This is a genomic window from Spirillospora sp. NPDC029432, assembly GCF_040703975.1.
Classification (GTDB): domain Bacteria; phylum Actinomycetota; class Actinomycetes; order Streptosporangiales; family Streptosporangiaceae; genus Spirillospora.
Genome location: NZ_JBEZWH010000024.1, coordinates 60,186 through 79,262, shown reverse-complemented (window position 1 = coordinate 79,262; position 19,077 = coordinate 60,186). Strand labels below are relative to the sequence as shown.

Below are 19,077 nucleotides of genomic sequence, written 5' to 3'. Positions count from 1 at the left end.
GGAATCCCCGTAAGTGGTGTGGCTTCTTGTCCCGTTAGATGTCGGGTCCGCCCATCATGTTTGGAGAATGTCCCAAGGCACTCCCGTATGTTGCGCAGAGTGGTCTACGTACCTGGTACCGCTCCTATGGGTAAGAGCACCGTGACGCCCAGTGTGACCGGGGATGCGGCTAATTTGAGCGTTGAAGTGATTATTGATCAATGGCCGTATCCGGACAGCGCGCCGCCGCCCCGATAAAACGATCAATAAAAGCGCTTCCCGCCAGGGCGAATTTCACTCGGCGAGACGCGCGAGGGAACGCAGCGGCACCGGCAGCCACGAGGGGCGGTTGCGCGCCTCGTACCGGATCTCGTATACGGCCTTGTCGAGTTCCAGCGCCCGGATGAGGACGGCGTTGGCGGCCGGGTCGGCGCCGCCCGCCTCCGCGTACCCGCGGCAGAACGCGTCCCGGTTGCGGTCGGCCCACGCCCGCGCCCGCAGCTCCAGCCCCATCTCCGCCTCCGGCGACAGCGTCGTGTCGCCGGCCGGCAGGAACCGCGCCGCGTACTCGAACGAGCGCAGCATCCCCGCCACGTCGCGCAGCGGATGCGCCAGCGCCCGCCGCTCCTGCGGCGTGCGGGCCGGCTCGCCCTCGAAGTCCAGCAGCACCCAGCCGGTGTCGCTGCGCATCACCTGGCCGAGGTGGAAGTCGCCGTGCACCCGCTGGAGCGGCAGGTCGGTCGCCTGCTCGGCGAGCGCGTCGAACGCCGCCGCGATCGCGTCGGCGTGCTCGGCCAGGTCCGGGACCGTACGGCTGACCTCGTCCAGCTGGCGGTGCATGCCGCGCGCCATCCCGCGGACCTCGTCGGCGGGCGCGACCGTGACGCCGAACGCCACCGCCAGATCGCGGTGCACGGCCGCGGTCGCGGCGCCGAGCCGCTCGGCCTCGGCCGCGAAGTCGCCGCCCGCGGCGCCCGCGTCCAGCACCGGATGCCCGTCCCGGCCCGGCTCGATCCCGACCGCGCCGGGCCGGCCGGTCGTGTCGAGGTAGTCGCCCGAGCCCGGGCCGCCGCCGGGGTAGCGCCCGTGCCCGTCCGGCCCCGGATCGGCCAGCCAGTCCCGGACGCTCGTGATCGCCAGCTGCCAGCCGTCGGTGGCGGTGCGCAGGTAGTCCGACAGCAGCGCCAGCGTGACCGGCTCGCCGCCGTCGCCGGTGTCCATCTCGATCCAGCCGCGCACCGCCGCGATGCTCTCGCAGCCGATCCCGGTCAGCGCCAGGTTGATCTCCAGATCGGGGTTGACCCCCGGGCACAGCCGGCGGAACAGCTTGCAGATGTAGGCGTCCCCGAAGATCAGCGAGGTGTTGCTCTGCTCGGCCGAGCCGGGCACGCCGGTCAGGCCCGGCTCGATCTCGGCGCCCGGGGCCCGGTGGAACCGCAGCGGGCCCGCCTCGGTGCCGTTCGCGATGCCCTCCAGCAGCACCCGGGTCAGCCCCGGATCGTGCGCGGCGTCGTACAGGTGCGTCCCGTCCGGCGTCTCGCCGATCTCGCTGTGCCGCAGCCGGGCGGGCAGCTCGCCGCGCCGCTCGCCCACCAGCAGCTGGTAGCGGTCCCAGTCGTCGCCCTGCCGGACGTCCACGACCAGGTGGCGCAGGCTCGCCCCGCCCGCGGCCGGGTCACCGCCCGCCAGCGGGGTGTCGGTGCCGATCGACACCTCGCCGATCGCCCGGTCCTTGCCCGCGAACCAGCGCTGCCGTGGCAGCCAGTCGGCGAGCGGCGTGGTCAAGGCGCGGTCCAGCGGCCGCATGGCGTCATCACCTCATCAGCTCGTCCCCGGCGGGTTCGGGGGGCGGCGGGAGCAGGAACCAGTAGAAGCCGTGGCCCGGCAGCGTCAGCAGGTACGGCAGCTCGCCGATCGGCGGGAAGCGCACCCCGCCCATGCACTCGATCGGCGCCGACCCCTGGAAGCGGCGCAGGTCCAGCTCGACGGGCTGCGGGAACCGGGACAGGTTGTTGACGCACAGCACGGTGTCCATGCCGCCCCAGTGGTTGGCCTCCCCGTCGCCCATCTCCCGCACGAACGCCAGCACGCTCGGGTTGGACGCGGTCAGCTCGACGTACTCGCCGACCCCGAACACCGGATGGCGCTGCCGGATCTCGATCATCTTGCGCGTCCAGTGCAGCAGCGAGCCGGGGTTGTTGCGCTGCGCCTCGACGTTGACGGCCTGGTAGCCGTAGATCGGGTCCATGATGACCGGCAGGTACAGCCGGGCCGGGTCGCACTGCGAGAACCCCGCGTTCCGGTCCGGGGTCCACTGCATCGGCGTGCGGACCGCGTCCCGGTCGCCCAGCCAGATGTTGTCGCCCATGCCGATCTCGTCGCCGTAGTACATGACCGGCGAGCCCGGCAGCGACAGCAGCAGCGCGGTGAACAGCTCCAGCTGGTTGCGGTCGTTGTCGAGCAGCGGCGCGAGCCGCCGCCGGATCCCGATGTTCGCCTTCATCCGGGGATCCTTGGCGTACTCGGTGTACATGTAGTCGCGCTCTTCGTCGGTGACCATCTCGAGCGTCAGCTCGTCGTGGTTGCGCAGGAAGATGCCCCACTGGCAGTTGTCGGGGATCTTCGGCGTCTGGCTCATGATCTCCGAGATCGGGTAGCGCTGCTCGCGCCGCACCGCCATGAAGATCCGCGGCATCACCGGGAAGTGGAACGCCATGTGGCACTCGTCGCCGCCCACGCCCGGATCGCCGAAGTACTCGACCACGTCGGCCGGCCACTGGTTGGCCTCGGCCAGCATCACCCGGTCCGGGTAGAGCCGGTCGATCTCCGCCCGCACCCGCTTCAGGTACGCGTGCGTCTCGGGCAGGTTCTCGCAGTTGGTGCCCTCGCGCTCGTACAGGTACGGCACCGCGTCCAGCCGGAACCCGTCGATGCCGAGGTCGAGCCAGAAGCGCAGCACCTCCAGCATCGCGTCCTGCACGGCCGGGTTGTCGTAGTTCAGGTCGGGCTGGTGACTGAAGAAGCGGTGCCAGTAGTACTGGCCGCGCACCGGGTCGTACGTCCAGTTGGACGTCTCGGTGTCCACGAAGATGATCCGCGCGTCGGCGTACGCCTCGTCCTCGTCCGACCAGACGTAGAAGTCGCCGAACGGCCCCTCCGGATCGCTGCGCGACGACTGGAACCACGGGTGCTGGTCGCTGGTGTGGTTCATGACCAGGTCGGCGATCACCCGGATGCCGCGGGCGTGCGCCTCCTCGATCAGCTCCACGAAGTCGCCGAGCTCCCCGAAGTCCGGCAGGATCTTGGTGAAGTCGGCGATGTCGTACCCGCCGTCCTTCAGCGGCGACTGGTAGATCGGCAGCAGCCACAGGCAGTCGATGCCCAGCCACTGCAGATGGTCCAGCTGCTGGATCAGCCCGCGCAGGTCGCCGTACCCGTCGCCGTTGGAGTCGGCGAACCCGCGCACCGACACCTCGTAGAAGACCGCCGTCTTGAACCAGTGCGGGTCGCGCGGCGTCTCCGGATCGAAGGCGTCCGGTACGGGCTCGTACGAGGTCTCGACGGCCTCGGGCGGGACCTCGGTGATCGGATCGGTGATCCGCTCCTCCGCGGGCGTCGGCACGGGTACGGCACCCGGCCCCGGCGGAGGGGGCTGGTTCGCGTCGCTCAACTCTTGTCTCTCCGCAGCGTGAGGATGTGGGCCGGCTGGACGTGGGGGTCGAGGCGGACGTAGTTGGAACGCCCCCAGTGGAAGCTGTCACCGGAGAGCTCGTCGACGACGTCGAACCCCGCGTCCTCGGGCAGGCCCAGGGCGGGCAGGTCGAGATGGACGGTCGCCTCGCGCGCCTCGAAGGGGTTGAGGTTGACGACGGCGAGCACCACGTCGTCGAACCCGCTCAGCGGAGCGTGCTCCGCCAGCCCCTCGGTCGCGTACACGGCCTCGTCGGCGTCGCGCCCCAGGCCGTGCGTCTTCGAGAAGGCGATCAGTTCCGGCTGGTCGGGATGGTGGAACCGCAGGCCGCGCAGCGTCCGCAGTGCGGGATGCGCCCGCCGCAGGCCGTTGAGTCGGGAGATGAGCGGGGCGATGCTGCGACCCTCGCGCTCGGCCTTCTCCCAGTCGCGCGGCCGGTACTGGTACTTCTCCGAATCTCGGTACTCCTCACTGCCGGGACGGACGGGAACGTTCTCGATCAGCTCGTACCCGGAGTAGACCCCCCAGGTGGGCGACAGCAGCGCGGCCAGCACGGCCCGGATCTCGAACGCGGCGCGGCCGCCGTGGACGAGGTACTCGTTGAGGATGTCGGGCGTGTTGACGAAGACGTTGGGCCGCATGTACGCCGCCGCGTGCCCGGCCAGCTCCCCGAAGTACTCCTCCAGCTCCTCGCGGGAGTTCTTCCAGGTGAAGTAGGTGTACGACTGGTGGAAGCCGATCTTGGCGAGGGTGTGCATCATCGGCGGCCGGGTGAACGCCTCCGCCAGGAAGACCACGTCCGGGTCGGTCTCGGCGATCTCGGCCAGCAGCCGCTCCCAGAACGGGACGGGCTTGGTGTGCGGGTTGTCCACCCGGAAGATCCGGACGCCGTGGTCCATCCAGTGCCGCACCACCCGCAGCACCTCGGCGTAGATCCCCTCGGGGTCGTCGTCGAAGTTGAGCGGGTAGATGTCCTGGTACTTCTTCGGCGGGTTCTCCGCGTACGCGATCGACCCGTCGGCGCGGGTGGTGAACCACTCGGGGTGCTCGGTCACCCACGGATGGTCGGGCGAGCACTGGAGCGCCAGGTCGAGCGCCACCTCCATGCCGAGGTCGCCGGCGTACGCCACGAACGCGTCGAAGTCGTCGAGGGTGCCGAGGTCGGGGTGGACCGCGTCGTGCCCGCCCTCGGGGCCGCCGATCGCCCACGGCGAGCCGGGATCGTACGGGCCGGCCTCCAGGGTGTTGTTGGGGCCCTTGCGGAACGTCCGGCCGATCGGGTGGATAGGCGGGAGGTAGACGACGTCGAACCCCATCTCGGCGATGGCGGGCAGCCGCTTCATCGCGGTGCGGAGCGTGCCGGACTGCGGGCCGCGGCGGCCCATCGGGTCGTACGAGGCGCCCTCCGAGCGCGGGAAGAACTCGTACCAGGAGCCGATCAGGGCGCGCTCGCGGTGCACCACCAGCGGGAACCACTCGGTCGTGGTGACCATCTCGCGCAGCGGGTGGCGGTGCTCCAGGTCGAGCACGTCGGGATGGCGCGCGGCCTCCATCCGCTCGGCGGCCGGGACGGTGGTGTCGCGCATCGTCGCGGCGAGCCGGACCATCGTCTGCCGGTGCACGGCCGGCTGCTTGGCGGCCGACCGCTCGAACAGCGCGGCGCCCTCGGCGAGCATCAGCTCCACGTCCTGGCCGCGCGGGATCTTGATCTCGGCGTCGTGCCGCCAGTGCGCGACCGGGTCGCCCCACGCCTCGACGCGGTAGTGCCAGAGCCCGGTCTCGGTCGGGGTCGCGGTCGTCGCCATCCGGTCCACGCCGTACGGCTCGATCTCGGTCATCCGCAGCGGCGGGCGCTTGCGGCCGTCCGGGCCGCGCAGCACCACCTCGGCGCCGAGCATCTCGTGGCCCTCGCGGAACACGGTCGCGCTCACCTGGAAGGTCTCGCCGACCACCGCCTTGGCGGGCCAGGCGCCGCAGCCCACCAGCGGCTCGACGTCCACGATGGGGATGCGGCCCAGTCGCGGCTTCCCTCGGCGTGCGGACGTCCCGGCCCTGACCTGCATGCGCCATCCCCTACCCGGTCGTGAATTCCAAAACGTCATGCCCGGGAATCGACGGCTACCGTCCTGTAGGTTGCGATAACTTTGCGCTACTGATCCAGTGCTTAACGAAGGCCCCGGTTTCCGGCCGCCGTCACGTCCGGGTATTGGTGTTCGGAATGCCCGTCAAGATCTTTTACGCCCTCCGGGCCGACCGGCACCGGCCGACTCGCCCCGGTTCCGGGGCGAGGACCGGATCCGGCGGCTTTACCCCGGCGGGGTTGCTCCGTTTGCGCGTTCTTGACGAAGATCGGTCCCCGCGGTGACGGTCTCGTCGCGCGGCTCGCGTTCACCGGCGGGACGGGGCTAGCGTGACGGTACGTGAAGGCCATTCGACGATTCACCGTTCGCACCGTCCTTCCGGAACCGCTGCGCGGTCTCGAGGAGCTGATCCTCAATCTGCGCTGGTCCTGGCACCACGAGACGCTGGACCTGTTCCGGTCCGTGGACCCGGCGCTGTGGGAGTTCGTCGGGCACGACCCGGTCCGGCTGCTCGGCGAGGTCTCGGCCGACCGGCTCGACCGGCTGTCCACCGACCGCCGCTTCCTGCGCCGCCTCCAGGACGCCACCGAGGAGCTGCGCGAGTACCTGACGGCCCCGCGCTGGTACCAGGAGCTCGGCGGGGACGCGCCGCGGTCCATCGCCTACTTCTCGCCCGAGTACGGGATCACCGCCGCGCTGCCGCAGTACTCCGGCGGCCTCGGCATCCTGGCCGGCGACCACCTCAAGACCGCCAGCGACCTGGGCGTACCGATCATCGCGGTCGGGCTGCTCTACCGGCACGGCTACTTCTCGCAGTCGCTGTCGCCGGACGGCTGGCAGCTGGAGCACTACCCGGCGCTGGACCCGAACGGGCTCCCGCTCGCCCTGCTGCGCGAGGACGACGGCACGCCCGTCCGCGTCACCATCGGCCTGCCGCAGGGCCGCGACCTGCACGCGCAGGTGTGGCTGGCGCGCATCGGCCGCGTCCCGCAGCTGCTGCTCGACTCCGACGTCGAGGACAACGACCAGGCCGCCCGCGACATCACCGACCGGCTGTACGGCGGCGGCGGCGACCACCGGCTGCTCCAGGAGATGCTGCTCGGCATCGGCGGCGTGCGGGCGATCCGCGCGTACTGCCGCATCACCGGCCACCCGGCGCCCGAGGTGTTCCACACCAACGAGGGCCACGCCGGCTTCCTCGGCCTGGAGCGCATCCGCGAGCTGGTCTCCGGCGCCGGCCTCGGCTTCGACGAGGCGCTGGAGAGCGCCCGCGCCGGGACGGTCTTCACCACGCACACGCCGGTGCCCGCGGGCATCGACCGGTTCCCGCGGGAGCTGATCCAGCGCTACTTCGGCGGCGTGAACGAGGAGTCGGGCGTCCCCGCCGAGCGGATCCTGGAGCTGGGCGCCGAGACCTACCCCGACGGCGACCGCACCGTGTTCAACATGGCCGTCATGGGCATGCGGCTCGCCCAGCGGGTGAACGGCGTCAGCGAGCTGCACGGCGAGGTCAGCCGGGAGATGTTCGGCGGCCTGTGGGGCGGCTTCGACACCTCCGAGGTGCCCATCGGCTCCATCACCAACGGCGTGCACGCCGGCACGTGGGTGGCCCGCGAGGTCCTCGACCTGGCCGCCCGCGAGGTGCCGTCGGTCATCGAGGGCCGCGGCTGGGACGGCGTCCGCCGCGTACCGGAGCGGGAGATCTGGCGGGTGCGGCGGCTGCTGCGCGAGCGGCTCGTGCACGACGCCCGCCGCCGGCTGCGCGACTCCTGGCACCAGCGCGGCGCCAGCGACGCCGAGATCTCCTGGATCGCGGACGCGCTCGACCCGGACGTGCTGACGATCGGGTTCGCCCGGCGCGTGCCGTCGTACAAGCGGCTGACGCTGATGATGCGCGACCCGGCGCGGCTGCGCGCGCTGCTGCTCGACCCGGAGCGGCCGGTGCAGATCGTCATCGCGGGCAAGGCGCACCCGGCCGACGAGGGCGGCAAGCGGCTGATCCAGGAGATCGTCCGGTTCGCCGACGCCGAGGACGTCCGGCACCGGATCGTGTTCCTGCCCGACTACGACATGGACCTCGGCCGGTCCCTCGTCCAGGGCTGCGACGTGTGGATGAACAACCCGCTGCGGCCGCTGGAGGCGTGCGGCACGTCCGGGATGAAGGCGGCGCTGAACGGCGGCCTCAACCTGTCGGTCCGGGACGGCTGGTGGGACGAGTGGTACGACGGCCAGAACGGCTGGGCGATCCCGTCCGCCGACGGCCTGGCCGCCCCCGACCGCCGCGACGCGCTGGAGGCCGCCGCGCTGTACGAGCTGATCGAGGACCATGTCGCGGTGACGTTCTACGACCGCGACACCGCCGGGCTGCCGCGCCGCTGGCTGGAGATGGTCAAGCACACCATCGCCACGCTCGGGCCGAAGGTGCTGGCCACCCGGATGCTGCGCGACTACGTGGAGGAGTACTACGTGCCCGCCGCCGCGGCCGCCCGCGCGATGGCCGCCGACGGCTACTCGGGCGCCCGCTCCCTGGCGGCGTGGAAGCAGCGGGTCCGCAAGGCGTGGCCGGGCGTCGCGGTCGAGCACGTGGAGTCCAGCGGCGAGGACAGCCCGCACGTCGGCACCCGCCTGGCCGTCCGCGTGATGGCCGACCTCGGCGGGCTCGACCCGGCCGACGTGGCCGTGGAGGCGGTGTACGGCCGGGTCGACGAGTCCGACGCGCTGATCGACCCGTCGTACCGCGAGCTCGCCGAGGGCGGCCAGGCCGGCGGCGGCCGGACGCGCTACCTCGGCGAGGTGCCGCTGACCCGCAGCGGGTCGTTCGGCTACAGCGTCCGCGTCGTGCCGCGCCATCCGCTGCTGGCGGGGCGGGCCGAGATGGGCCTGATCGCCCTCCCGCCCGCCCCGCACGGCATGACCAACGGCGACCTGCGGTAGCGGCTACTCGTCCTCGTCGTCCTCTGGCGGATCGGTCAGCCGCCAGGCGACGGCGAGGGTGGGCAGCATCGCGACCGTGGCCAGCAGCGCCAGGCCCGCCAGGACCACGGCGGCGCTCGGCACCTTCTCGATCACGTCGTCCGAGCCCGCCATGAAGGTCCCCAGGTAGACCGCGAACAGCAGCAGCAGGGTCAGCCGGTGCGCGGCGGCGTGCGCCCACAGCCGGTCCTCGCGCTGCCGCTCGTCCAGCAGGTGCTGGGGCAGCCCGACGGTGCCGCGGGTGCCGATCGTCAGCGCCCGCCACAGCACGACGCCGGCCGCGACGACGACCGCGAGGATCGCGAAGCACGTGTACATCGCCGCGTCGCTCGGCGCGAGCTTCCACGACACCGCCGCGTTCGCCCACAGCAGCGCCAGCAGGGCCGCCCCGAGCACCACCGCGCGGCGCCGACCGGCCCGCCCGGCGTACCAGCCGCCGGGCCGCCGCTGCGTCAGTTCGAGCAGCTGCGCCTCGCGCTTGTTGCGCGGCTCCATCCTCGTCCCACCCTTTCAGTTCGTGCTGCCGAGCCGCGGGAACGGCTCCAGCGAGAAGACCACCTCGACGGGCACCTCGAAGTAGGCGGCGATCCGCAGCGCCAGGTGCAGGCTGGGGCTGTACTCGCCGCGTTCGAGGTAGCCGATGGTCTGGTAGTGCACCCCCAGCGCGGATGCCAGGTCGCGGCGCGAGACACCGCGCTCCGCTCTCAGCACCGCGATGCGGTTGTGAACGTTGTCCTTGTTCTCCTTGTCGGCGGACACCGCGCCAGTCTCCCGCAGCCGTTCCCTAGAACGCGCCCTGGGCGGCGCGGCGCTCCTGGCGCTCGGCCAGCCGGGCGCCGGACTCGCGGGCCGTCATCCGGCGCAGCAGCCAGGGCGCGAGCAGCAGGCCCGCCACCGCCCAGGCGCCCAGCACGGCGGCGGTCTCGCCGGGCCGCCAGCTCTGCCCGATCTCGGCGGCCAGCATCGAGTCCGGCAGCAGCGCCGAGCGCAGGCCGAGACCCGTCCAGTACAGCGGGAACGCCTGCGCGATCCACCGCACCGGCTCCGCCATGACCGTCATCGGCAGCATCACCCCCGAGATGATCATCAGGCCGGTGGTCGGCAGCGACATGATGCTCGCCGCGTTCCGCGGGCCGGGCAGCAGCGCGCCGAGCGCGGCGCCCAGCGGGACGACCGCCAGCGTGCCCAGCGCGAGCACCCAGACCAGGGTGAACCAGTCGCCCGCCGTCGACGGCAGCGTCAGGTCGGTGAACGCGAGCCCGGTCGCGAAGATGAGCACCACGTACATCACGATCTGCGCGAGCACCGACACCGCGCGGCCGACCAGGTACGCCGGGATGCCGCCGGGGATCGCGCGCAGCCGCAGCAGCGCGCCCTCCTCGCGGTCGGCGGTGATCGTCATCGGCAGCCCGAGCAGCGCCACCGAGAAGATCGAGAACGCGACGAACCCCGCGGCCATCAGCACCGCCTTGGACGCCTGCGTCCCCTCGACCGGCTCGCCGCCCTGCCAGAGCGCCAGCGCGAGGAAGATCCCCACCGTCCCCAGCAGGCTGCCGAACAGCTCCCGCCGGTTGCGCAGGTACTGCCCGTGCTCGGCGAGCCCGCGCCGCATCCCGATGCTCAGCGCCCTCATGCCGCACTCCTCGTCTCGGTCTCGATCTCGGTCTCTGTGCCGGTGCGGCCGGTGGCCGCGGCGGCGACCAGGCCGAGGTAGCTCTCCTCCAGGGACGGCCGGCGGATCTCCAGGCCCGGCACCGGCCCGCCGAACCGCCGGTGCAGTTCCCAGGCCAGCCGGGACGGGTCGGGCGTGACGGCCTCGCGCTCGGCGCCCCCTTCGATCCAGCGCACGCGGGACCCGGCGCGCACCCGGCCGGCCAGCTCGGCCGGCGTGCCCTGGACGGCGACCCGCCCGGCGACCAGGATCGCGATGCGGTCCGCCAGCCGCTCCGCCTCGGCCAGGTCGTGCGTCGTCAGCATGATCGTCATGCCCTCGTCCCGGGCCAGCCGCTCCACCAGGCCGTGGAACTCGCGGCGGGCCTCGGGGTCGAAGCCGGTGGTGGGCTCGTCCAGGAACAGCAGGTCGGGGCGGCCGGCGATGCCGAGCGCCACGTCCAGCCGGCGGCGCTGGCCGCCCGACAGGGCGCCGACCGCCCGGCCGGCCTGCGCGGTGAGGCCCAGCAGCTCCAGCAGCTCGTCCGGGTCGCGCGGGTTCCGGTAGAACGAGGCCAGGTGGGCGACGAGCTGCCGGACCCGCCAGCGCGGATGGTCCTGCCAGTTCTGCAGGACGATGCCCAGCCGCGCCCGCCACGCGTCGTTCCCCTTGCCGGGGTCGGTGCCGAGCACCGCGGCCTCGCCCGCCGAGCGGCGGCGGAAGCCCTCCAGGATCTCGATCGTCGTCGTCTTGCCCGCGCCGTTCGGGCCGAGCAGCGCGAACACCTCGCCGGGGCGGACCTCCAGGTCGACGCCGCGCAGCACCTCGGTGGTCCCGTACCGCATCCGCAGTCCGCTGGTCCGGATCGCCGGGTCGCTCATGCCTCCACCCCTCTCGTACGTCTGCGGCAGACGATAGCAGAAGTACTACATTTGATCGCAAGTCCATGATGACCGGTAGTAGGCGGGCAATGGTCGATCGGCTGGCAGGATGGGCGGGTGCGAGCACCGACCTGGACTCCTCGCGGCCGGGCCGCGGACGCGCTGCTGGCCCTCGCGGCCCTCGTGGTCGTCACCGCGGGAACGCTGCTCGCCTCGGCGAGCGACGTCGAGCGCGGGCTCGCCCCGGCGGCGGGCTGGGCGCTGATCGTGATCACGTGCGGGGCGCTGTACTGGCGGCGGTCCCGGCCCGTCCTCGTCCTGGTCATCGCCATGGTCGTGAACGCCGTCTACTACCCGGTGTCCGAGCCCGACGGCCCGATCATGCTGGTGTTCGTCGTCGCGGTCTACAGCGCCGCCGCCGAGGGCCGCGTGCTCGCGGCGGGGATCGTGGCCGGCATCGCGCTGGCCGTCACGGTGTTCGGCGAGGTCGGCAGCGAGGTCAACCACCTCCAGGACGCCGCGCTGTGGCTGATGGCCGGCTGGTTCGTCGCGGTCGTCGCCGTCGGCGGGGTCGTCCACAACCGCCGCGCCTACCTGCGCGAGGCCGACCGGCGCGCGCTGGCCGCCGAGCACGGCCGCGAGGAGGAGGCCCGCCGCCGCGCCACCGAGGAGCGGCTGCGCATCGCCCGCGAGGTGCACGACGTCCTCGGCCACAACATCTCACTGATCAACGTCCAGGCCACCGCCGCCCTGCACGGCGGCGACCCCGCGCGCAACGAGGCCGCGCTGGAGGCCATCAAGCAGGCCAGCAAGGAGACCCTCCGCGAGCTGCGCACCACCCTCGGCATGCTGCGCCAGGTGGACGAGGCGGCCCCCACCGCGCCCGCGCCCGGCGTCGCCCGGCTGGACGAGCTGGCCGAACGCACCGCCGCCGCCGGCCCCGCCGTGCGGATCGACGCCGCGGGCGCGCCCCGCGACCTGCCGGCCGAGACCGACCTGGCCGTGTACCGGATCGTCCAGGAGGCGCTCACCAACGTCGCCCGGCACTCCGCCGCGGCCGCGGTGACCGTCCGCGTCCGGCGCGACGGCGACGCCGTCCGGATCGAGATCGACGACGACGGGCCGGCCGTGCCGGCCACCGGGCCGGCCGGGGAGCCGGCCGGGTCCGGGAGCGGGCTGGCCGGCATGCGCCACCGCGCCGAGAGCCTCGGCGGGACCTTCGACGCCGGCCCCCGCGCGGACGGCGGCTACCGCGTCACCGCCACCCTGCCCGTGCCGCCGGGCTAGCCGCGTCAGGAGCCGGCCAGCGCCTCGTACGCCGGTTCCAGCACGTCGACCAGGTCGCGGCGGCGCACCTTCACCGCCGGGGGAGTGGCGACCCGCAGGATGAAGCCCGCCGGCACGGGCGGTGCGGGCGGCCGCTCCCGCAGCTCCGCCAGGCCCGACGCCGGCGCCCAGAAGCCCTCCGCCGCCAGCGGCTCGCCGTCCTCGCCGTCCTCGCCGTCATCGTCGCCGGCCGGCTCCGGCTCCCCGCCCGGCCGCCGCCGCAGCGCCGTGAGCAGCTGCTCCTTCGTCCGGCCGTTCCAGGCCAGGATCAGGAACGGGTCCTCGTCGAACGCCTCGGCCAGCAGGTAGAGGACGGCCGCCGCGTGCTTGCACACCTCGCCCCAGTCGGGGCAGCTGCACATGATGTGCAGGTCGTCCGCCGAGCCCGGGAACAGCGCGAAGCCCAGCTCGGCGAACACCCACTCGATCTCCGGCGGCATCTCCCCGGCCAGCAGCCGCGCCCGGAACACCGCCCGCGACGCCAGCTCCTCCTCGGCCCGCCGCCAGCCCGCCTCCGGGATCGCCTCGATCCCCAGGGCCACCTCGTACGGCTCCGGGTCCGACCCCTGCACGCGGGCGGTCACCTCGTAGCGCCCGACCTTGAGATCGATGACCTGGCCCTTGCGCGCGTACGAGCGGCCGCGCCCGAGCCGCCCGGTGTCGGCGAACGACTCGACCACGTCCACGAACCGGCGCGACCACCACTCCGCGCCGATCGAGCCGCGCCGCGTCCGCGCCCTGAGCCCGTCCGCCTCGATCGGATCGCGCCACTCGAAGCCGGCCATCAGCCGCTCACCGCCTCGGGCGACAGCTTCAGGACCTCCCGCAGGTCGGCGACCGACAGCTCGGTGAGCCAGTCCTCGCCGGTGCCGACGATCGACTCGGCCAGCGCCTTCTTGCGCTCGATCATCTCGTCCACCCGCTCCTCCATCGTCCCGACGCAGATGAACTTGCGGACCTGCACGTTCCTGGTCTGGCCGATGCGGAACGCGCGGTCGGTGGCCTGGTCCTCGACCGCCGGGTTCCACCAGCGGTCGATGTGCACGACATGGTTGGCGGCCGTGAGCGTGAGGCCGGTCCCGGCCGCCTTGAGGGACAGCAGGAAGATCGACGGCTCGGCGTCCTCCTGGAAACCGCGCACCATCTCGTCGCGCCGGTCCCTGGACGTCCCGCCGTGCAGCCACAGGACGGGCCGCTCCAGGCGTGCCGCCAGGTACGGCTGGAGCATCGAGCCGAACTCCGCGTACTGCGTGAAGACCAGCGCCTTCTCGCCCTGCTCCAGGACCTCGGCGCAGATCTCCTCCAGCCGTTCGAGCTTGCCGGAGCGGCCGGGCAGCCGCGACCCGTCCTTGAGCAGGTGCGCCGGGTGGTTGCAGACCTGCTTGAGCTTGGCCATCGTCGCCAGCACCAGCCCGCGCCGCTGCTTCTCGTCGCTCTCGGCGATCTGCGCCAGCATGTCGTCGAGCGTCGCCTGGTAGAGCGACGCCTGCTCGGGCGTGAGGTTGCAGTAGACCTTGATCTCCTGCTTCTCCGGCAGATCCGAGATGATCGACTTGTCGGTCTTGAGGCGGCGCAGGATGAACGGCCGCGTCGCCCGCCGCAGCGCCAGCGCCGCCCGCTCGTCGCCGTCCTTCTCGATCGGCACCGCGAACCGCTCCCGGAACGCCGCCCGCGGCCCCAGCAGCCCCGGATTCGCGAACTCCATGATCGACCACAGCTCGGTCAGATGGTTCTCCACCGGCGTGCCGGTCAGCGCGATCCGCGTCCGCGCCGGGATGCTCCGCACCGCCCGCGCCTGCCGCGTCCCGCTGTTCTTGAGCGCCTGCGCCTCGTCGCAGACCACCCGGCCCCACTCGATCCGCGCCAGCGCCTCCGCGTCCCGCGCCGCCGTCCCGTAGGTCGTGATCACCAGGTCGCTGCGCCCGGCGGCCTCCACCAGATCCTCGTCGCGGTGCCGCCCCGTGCCGTGGTGCACGTACACCCGCAACTTCGGCGTGAACTTCGCCGCCTCCCGCTGCCAGTTCCCCACCAGCGACATCGGTCCGATCAGGAGCGTGGGCGGCGGTGGCGCCGAAGCCTCCCGCTCGGAGGCCAGCAGCGCCAAGGTCTGCGCGGTGTTGTGGCACAGCATGCCCTCGGCCACGTAGTTATGGTGGTCGGCGACCTCGAAGTCGTAGACGTAGCCCTCGTAGTGGAACTCCTCCACGGAGACGACCTTGGCGTAGTGCACCTCGCGCGACGCGCGCGCTTCCAGCCTGTCGCGGATGCTCCGGAGACCGTCGTGGTCGAGGCGCTGGTACGCCGAAAGCGTCGCCGCCGTCCAGCGGCCGGGCTTCAGCCGCGCGTACTCGGCGGCGGCTTCACCCGAGAGTATGCGGTCCATTCCGCGTACGGCGTCGCCCGCGGTCCTTCTGGACAGCTCTTGTGTCCCGGTGAAGTAGACGTTCTTGACGCCGAAGTGCGCCATCGGCAGGACCGTGAGCTCTCGAGCCTGCCTGAGCAGGTCGCTTCCGGGTATTCCTTCGGTATTGCTGTTGCACGGACTGCTGCAGATCGCCTCCAGTTTTTCCTGTTTGCGTGGATCCGCGATGCCGACCTGCTCCCGGAAGAGGCGAAGTCCGGTGCCTCCGATGAATCCGACCTGGTACGGCCGCTTGATCCGGCTTCCGTTCGTGGCGTGTTTCCATTTGGTCGTGAAACGCAGCCAGATCCCAAAGCGGCGCAGCATGGCCGCGAGTTGCCGCATGATGAACACCGAGGCCGATGATATCTCGACCAGCCGCATCGTCTCGTTGACCGAACACTCGGCCGCGAAGTAGTGGCGCAGGAAGAGCGCGATCGACTCGTCGCCGGCGGCGACGACCGGATCAGGGATCCGCTTGTGCGCTGATTTGTGTCCCCATTGATATCCGTACTCCGACTCCAGGAACCGTCGATACTCCTTGCTGGATATTCCGAGATACGCTGCGCGGCGCTCGGGACGCACCACCGTCGGCCGGCCCATATCGATGCCGAAGCGTTCGCCGATGCGGTGCGCGCGCGACCGCAGGTCTGTGAGGACGTCGCCGTTCTTCTGGGTGATGCGCACGCTGTTGGACACGGTTTCGTGGCCTTCGCCGATCTGCCAGGCGAGGAGCACGGTGAGATCGGGATCGAGCTCGGGTCCGTCATGATGCAGTACGGCGGGAACGGCGACTCTTCGCCCGGTGGCCAGTTCTCTGGTCCAGCCGTCGATGCCGAGCAGGCGGTGGCGCCGCGTGATGGCGATCTCGCTGCCGTCGTCGAGGCGAATTCTGCGCATGGGCTCACGGACATGCTGGCGGTACAGGCGAACGATCTCGGCGGGCGTGATCCGCCCGTCGCGGCCGATGGAGTTGACCGTCAGGGGCTTGACGGGCTCGGCCCATTCTCCTTCTCCGTCAGGTGTCGCCGTCCCCGCGTAACGCGCCCAGATATCGCGGGCTTTGAGCAGGGCGCCATTGATGAGAACGAGATCATCCTTGTGGACGCATTTACCGAGTCCCATGCTGTCCGCGAGAATCCCGCCGAGGCCGAGGCCTTCCAGGAAGGTCAGCCAGGCAAGACCGCGTTCTTGGAACGGCCTGAGCGTCCCGTTGAAGTCGGCAGGGGTCGCCATCGGGGTGAGGCGGCGGTCGGACTCGCCGCTCAGGAGGTCGCCGAAGGTGCCGTCCGCGTCGACCTCGGTGAGGGGGAGGGTCTCGTCGCCCGCGTGGACGACGGCGCGCATGGCCTCGGCGGCGGTCATCGTGCCGCGGCGCGGGTGGCGCAGGAAGTCGAGCGCCGCCTCGAGCTGCTCCTCGTCCAGCTCGACCCACTGGCCGCGCAGCCGGACGAGCGGCGCCTTGAGGCGGGCGAGCTCCTCCAGCTCGGCCTCGTCGACGGTGTCGTCGCCGATCGCCAGGTCCCAGCGGAAGTCGACCATGCCCCGCAGGTCGAAGCCGGACGAGGCGGCGGCGCCCGAGCCCTCCTCCTGCGTGCGGGTCGTCAGCTTGAGGCCGAGCCTGGCCTTGCCCGCCCACTGGGGGAGCAGGACGCCGAAGCCCGCGGCCGACAGCAGCGGGGCCGCCTGGCGCAGGAACCGGAACGCGCCGGCGGTGTCGAGGGGCAGCTCGTGCGGCGTGGCGGTGTCGAGCGCGGGCGCCATGTCGGGGAAGAGGCGCAGCGCGCGGCCGAGGCCGGTGAGGAGCGCCTCCTCGGCGCCGGGGACCGAGCCGGCCTCGCCCGCCCAGACCATGGACGCGGGCACGTACAGGCTCGGGTCCTCGGTGCCCTGGAGCGCGAACTCGACGCGCCACGTGTCCGGATCCTTGGCCGGATCCGTGGCCGGATCCGGCCGAGGGGAGCCGGTGTCGAGGGTCCAGGACGCGGCGGCGCCGAGCGCGTCCTCCTCCGGGCCCTCGGGGCGCGGCTCGGCGAGGCGGAAGCAGACACGGAGGGGGCCGGCCGGGCGGCGGGCGGCGGCGGCCCACGCGTCGAGCTCGGCGATGAGGTCGTCGGCGTCGTCGCGGGCCTCGCGGGCGACCTCGGGAGCGGGGCCGGTGAGGGCCTCGACCCAGCGTTCGGCGAGCGGGAGGCGGTCGGGCGCCTTGCCCCGGCGGGGCGGCAGCAGGGGGTGCGGGACGATGCCGCGCACGGCCGTGTCGACCAGGCCGCACAGGGCCTCCCGCAGGACGGCCGCGGCGGGGCGGCCGCCGTCGGCGGCGCGGCAGGCGGACGGCATGGCGCGCACCAGGTCGCGAAAGCGGGCCGGGTCGTCCAGGACGGGGTGCCAGCGGGCGACGAGGTCGCCGTCCTCGCGCAGCAGGCGGGGCAGGACGCGGCCGCGCTCGGTGAGGTGGACGGCCTCGCCGGCGAGCAGGCACAGGTAGCGCAGGTCCGTGCCGGGGATCACGTCGGAGGCGTCCTCGGCGGACTGGAGCAGCGCCATCGCGGGGAACGGCTCCAGCACCAGCGCCGGCACCCGCCACGGCCGCAGCCGGGGCGCAGCGCCGGACGGGCGCGGGCCCAGCTCCGGCGAGGGGACGGGCGACTCGCCGGCGGTGGGCAGCGTGAGGGACAGGTCGACGCGGGCGGCCGTCGCCAGCATCGGCTCGTAGGAGGTGCCGGCGAAGTCGCGCGTCGCGAACGGGTGGGCGTCCGCGTCGAGGGCGTGCGGGCCGGTGCGCTCGGCCCACAGGCACAGGGCGCCGCCGTGCCAGGTGGCGTGCGCGACGAGCATGACGGGAAACCCCTGGTCGGACGGGTGGGAGGGCCGGTTGAGAAGGTACCAGCGGGGTGTGACAGGACGGGCGTTAGGCTCTGCACGGACGAGTGATCTGTGGGAGGGCGTTGTGGAGTTCGTACGGGTTGAGGTCGAGGACGGCGTCGCGACGATCCGGCTGGACCGGCCGAAGATGAACGCCCTCAACGCGCGGATGCAGACCGAGCTGATCGAGGCGTCCCGCGAGGTCACCCAGGACGACGCGGTCAGCGCGGTGATCATCTACGGCGGGGAGAAGGTCTTCGCGGCCGGCGCCGACATCAAGGAGATGGCCGGGATGTCGTACGCGGAGATGGCCGGCGGCCACTCCCGGCTGCTCCAGGACTTCGCGAAGGCGCTGGCGGCCATCCCCAAGCCGGTGATCGCGGCGGTGACCGGGTACGCGCTGGGCGGCGGCCTGGAGGTGGCGCTGTGCGCCGACTTCCGGGTGGCGGGCGAGGGCGCCAAGGTCGGCCAGCCGGAGATCCAGCTCGGCATCATCCCGGGCGCGGGCGGCACCCAGCGGCTGGCGCGGCTGATCGGCCCGGCCCGGGCCAAGGACCTGATCTTCTCGGGCCGGCACGTGCCCGCGGCCGAGGCGCTGGAGATCGGCCTGGTGGACAAGGTCGTCCCGGACGGCGAGGTCTACGCGGCGGCGCGGGAGTGGGCGGCGACGTTCGTCGGCGGCCCCGCGATCGCGCTGCGCGCGGCCAAGCAGGCGATCGACGCCGGCTGGGAGGTCGACCTCGGCACCGGGCTGGAGATCGAGCGGACGCAGTTCGCGGCGCTGTTCGCCACCGACGACCAGAAGGAGGGCATGCGCTCGTTCGTCGAGGAGGGGCCGGGCAAGGCCACCTTCACCGGCCGCTGACGAGCGCCCTCTCCTGGGCGCCGACGACCTCGTCGGCGTACAGCTCGGCCCACCGGCCGAGCGCGAGGATGGGTTCGAGCAGGCCGCGCCCGGGCGCGGTCAGCTCGTACTCGACGCGGGGCGGCGCCTCGGCGTACCGGCGCCGCGCGACCAGCCCGTTGCGCTCGAGGCGGCGCAGCGTCTCGGTGAGCACCTTGTGGCTGATGCCGCCGATCAGCTCGCGCAGCTCGCCGGGCCGGAGCGGCCCGTCCCGCAGCGCGTACAGGACCACGCTGTTCCAGGTGCCGCTGAGCAGGTCGAAGCCGAGCCGCGCCTGGCAGTCGGCGATGTACCCGCGTTCCATGCTGATGGTCATCTCGCCCCT

Annotated in this window: 13 protein-coding genes; 3 read left to right on the top strand and 10 right to left on the bottom strand. The window is 72.5% G+C overall.

Annotated features, from left to right (window positions below):
- Positions 1 to 273: 273 nt before the first annotated feature.
- From AB0881_RS20540 to AB0881_RS20530, 3 genes are all read right to left on the bottom strand, one after another.
- Positions 274 to 1,785: a phosphotransferase gene (locus AB0881_RS20540; RefSeq protein WP_366618773.1), complete on the bottom strand. Its 1,512-nt coding sequence runs from the start codon at positions 1,783 to 1,785 to the stop codon at positions 274 to 276.
- Between the two features lie 7 nt (positions 1,786 to 1,792).
- Positions 1,793 to 3,565, bottom strand: a complete 1,773-nt coding sequence (gene treS, locus AB0881_RS20535; protein ID WP_366618843.1) for a maltose alpha-D-glucosyltransferase — start codon at positions 3,563 to 3,565, stop codon at positions 1,793 to 1,795.
- Between the two features lie 80 nt (positions 3,566 to 3,645).
- Complete coding sequence (locus AB0881_RS20530) at positions 3,646 to 5,733, bottom strand: alpha-1,4-glucan--maltose-1-phosphate maltosyltransferase (RefSeq protein ID WP_366618771.1); 2,088 nt, start codon at positions 5,731 to 5,733, stop codon at positions 3,646 to 3,648.
- A gap of 357 nt (positions 5,734 to 6,090) precedes the next feature.
- On the opposite strand from AB0881_RS20530, the gene glgP reads away from it, so the two are divergent.
- Positions 6,091 to 8,685 (top strand): alpha-glucan family phosphorylase, encoded by a 2,595-nt coding sequence (gene glgP, locus AB0881_RS20525; RefSeq protein WP_366618769.1) that lies wholly within the window; start codon positions 6,091 to 6,093, stop codon positions 8,683 to 8,685.
- A gap of 3 nt (positions 8,686 to 8,688) precedes the next feature.
- On the opposite strand, the gene AB0881_RS20520 is transcribed toward glgP, so the two are convergent.
- From AB0881_RS20520 to AB0881_RS20505, 4 genes are read right to left on the bottom strand one after another with little or no spacing between them, the layout of a single operon-like run.
- A complete protein-coding gene (locus tag AB0881_RS20520; RefSeq protein ID WP_366618767.1) occupies positions 8,689 to 9,219 on the bottom strand; it encodes a hypothetical protein in 531 nt (176 codons plus the stop codon).
- A 15-nt stretch (positions 9,220 to 9,234) separates the two neighbouring features.
- The gene (locus AB0881_RS20515; protein WP_366618765.1) at positions 9,235 to 9,483 is read right to left on the bottom strand and encodes a helix-turn-helix transcriptional regulator; all 249 of its coding nucleotides are present in this window, start codon (positions 9,481 to 9,483) and stop codon (positions 9,235 to 9,237) included.
- A gap of 25 nt (positions 9,484 to 9,508) precedes the next feature.
- A complete protein-coding gene (locus tag AB0881_RS20510) occupies positions 9,509 to 10,357 on the bottom strand; it encodes an ABC transporter permease (RefSeq protein WP_366618763.1) in 849 nt (282 codons plus the stop codon).
- Positions 10,354 to 11,256: an ABC transporter ATP-binding protein gene (locus tag AB0881_RS20505; protein ID WP_366618761.1), complete on the bottom strand. Its 903-nt coding sequence runs from the start codon at positions 11,254 to 11,256 to the stop codon at positions 10,354 to 10,356. Before AB0881_RS20505 ends, AB0881_RS20510 begins: the two co-directional genes overlap by 4 nt.
- A 117-nt stretch (positions 11,257 to 11,373) precedes the next feature.
- On the opposite strand from AB0881_RS20505, the gene AB0881_RS20500 reads away from it, so the two are divergent.
- Positions 11,374 to 12,543, top strand: a complete 1,170-nt coding sequence (locus tag AB0881_RS20500) for a sensor histidine kinase (RefSeq protein WP_366618759.1) — start codon at positions 11,374 to 11,376, stop codon at positions 12,541 to 12,543.
- Between the two features lie 5 nt (positions 12,544 to 12,548).
- Here AB0881_RS20500 and AB0881_RS20495 read toward each other — a convergent pair whose 3' ends face one another.
- Both AB0881_RS20495 and AB0881_RS20490 read right to left on the bottom strand, forming a co-directional pair.
- Positions 12,549 to 13,367, bottom strand: a complete 819-nt coding sequence (locus AB0881_RS20495; RefSeq protein ID WP_366618757.1) for an SWIM zinc finger family protein — start codon at positions 13,365 to 13,367, stop codon at positions 12,549 to 12,551.
- Complete coding sequence (locus AB0881_RS20490) at positions 13,367 to 17,821, bottom strand: SNF2-related protein (RefSeq protein ID WP_366618755.1); 4,455 nt, start codon at positions 17,819 to 17,821, stop codon at positions 13,367 to 13,369. Before AB0881_RS20490 ends, AB0881_RS20495 begins: the two co-directional genes overlap by 1 nt.
- A 112-nt stretch (positions 17,822 to 17,933) precedes the next feature.
- Here AB0881_RS20490 and AB0881_RS20485 point away from each other — a divergent pair, with 112 nt between their 5' ends.
- Positions 17,934 to 18,713 (top strand): enoyl-CoA hydratase-related protein, encoded by a 780-nt coding sequence (locus tag AB0881_RS20485; protein ID WP_366618753.1) that lies wholly within the window; start codon positions 17,934 to 17,936, stop codon positions 18,711 to 18,713.
- Here AB0881_RS20485 and AB0881_RS20480 read toward each other — a convergent pair.
- Positions 18,700 to 19,068 (bottom strand): helix-turn-helix domain-containing protein, encoded by a 369-nt coding sequence (locus tag AB0881_RS20480; protein ID WP_366618751.1) that lies wholly within the window; start codon positions 19,066 to 19,068, stop codon positions 18,700 to 18,702. The two genes, AB0881_RS20485 and AB0881_RS20480, sit on opposite strands and share 14 nt — an antisense overlap.
- Positions 19,069 to 19,077: the final 9 nt, after the last annotated feature.

Excerpts from the sequence above, each read along its gene's own strand:
- AB0881_RS20540 (WP_366618773.1), bottom strand. The coding sequence starts at position 1,785 with ATGCGGCCGCTGGACCGCGCCTTGACCACGCCGCTCGCCGACTGGCTG.
- AB0881_RS20530 (WP_366618771.1), bottom strand. The coding sequence starts at position 5,733 with ATGCAGGTCAGGGCCGGGACGTCCGCACGCCGAGGGAAGCCGCGACTG.
- AB0881_RS20520 (WP_366618767.1), bottom strand. The coding sequence starts at position 9,219 with ATGGAGCCGCGCAACAAGCGCGAGGCGCAGCTGCTCGAACTGACGCAG.
- AB0881_RS20510 (WP_366618763.1), bottom strand. The coding sequence starts at position 10,357 with ATGAGGGCGCTGAGCATCGGGATGCGGCGCGGGCTCGCCGAGCACGGG.
- AB0881_RS20505 (WP_366618761.1), bottom strand. The coding sequence starts at position 11,256 with ATGAGCGACCCGGCGATCCGGACCAGCGGACTGCGGATGCGGTACGGG.
- AB0881_RS20495 (WP_366618757.1), bottom strand. The coding sequence starts at position 13,367 with ATGGCCGGCTTCGAGTGGCGCGATCCGATCGAGGCGGACGGGCTCAGG.
- AB0881_RS20490 (WP_366618755.1), bottom strand. The coding sequence starts at position 17,821 with ATGCTCGTCGCGCACGCCACCTGGCACGGCGGCGCCCTGTGCCTGTGG.
- AB0881_RS20480 (WP_366618751.1), bottom strand. The coding sequence starts at position 19,068 with ATGACCATCAGCATGGAACGCGGGTACATCGCCGACTGCCAGGCGCGG.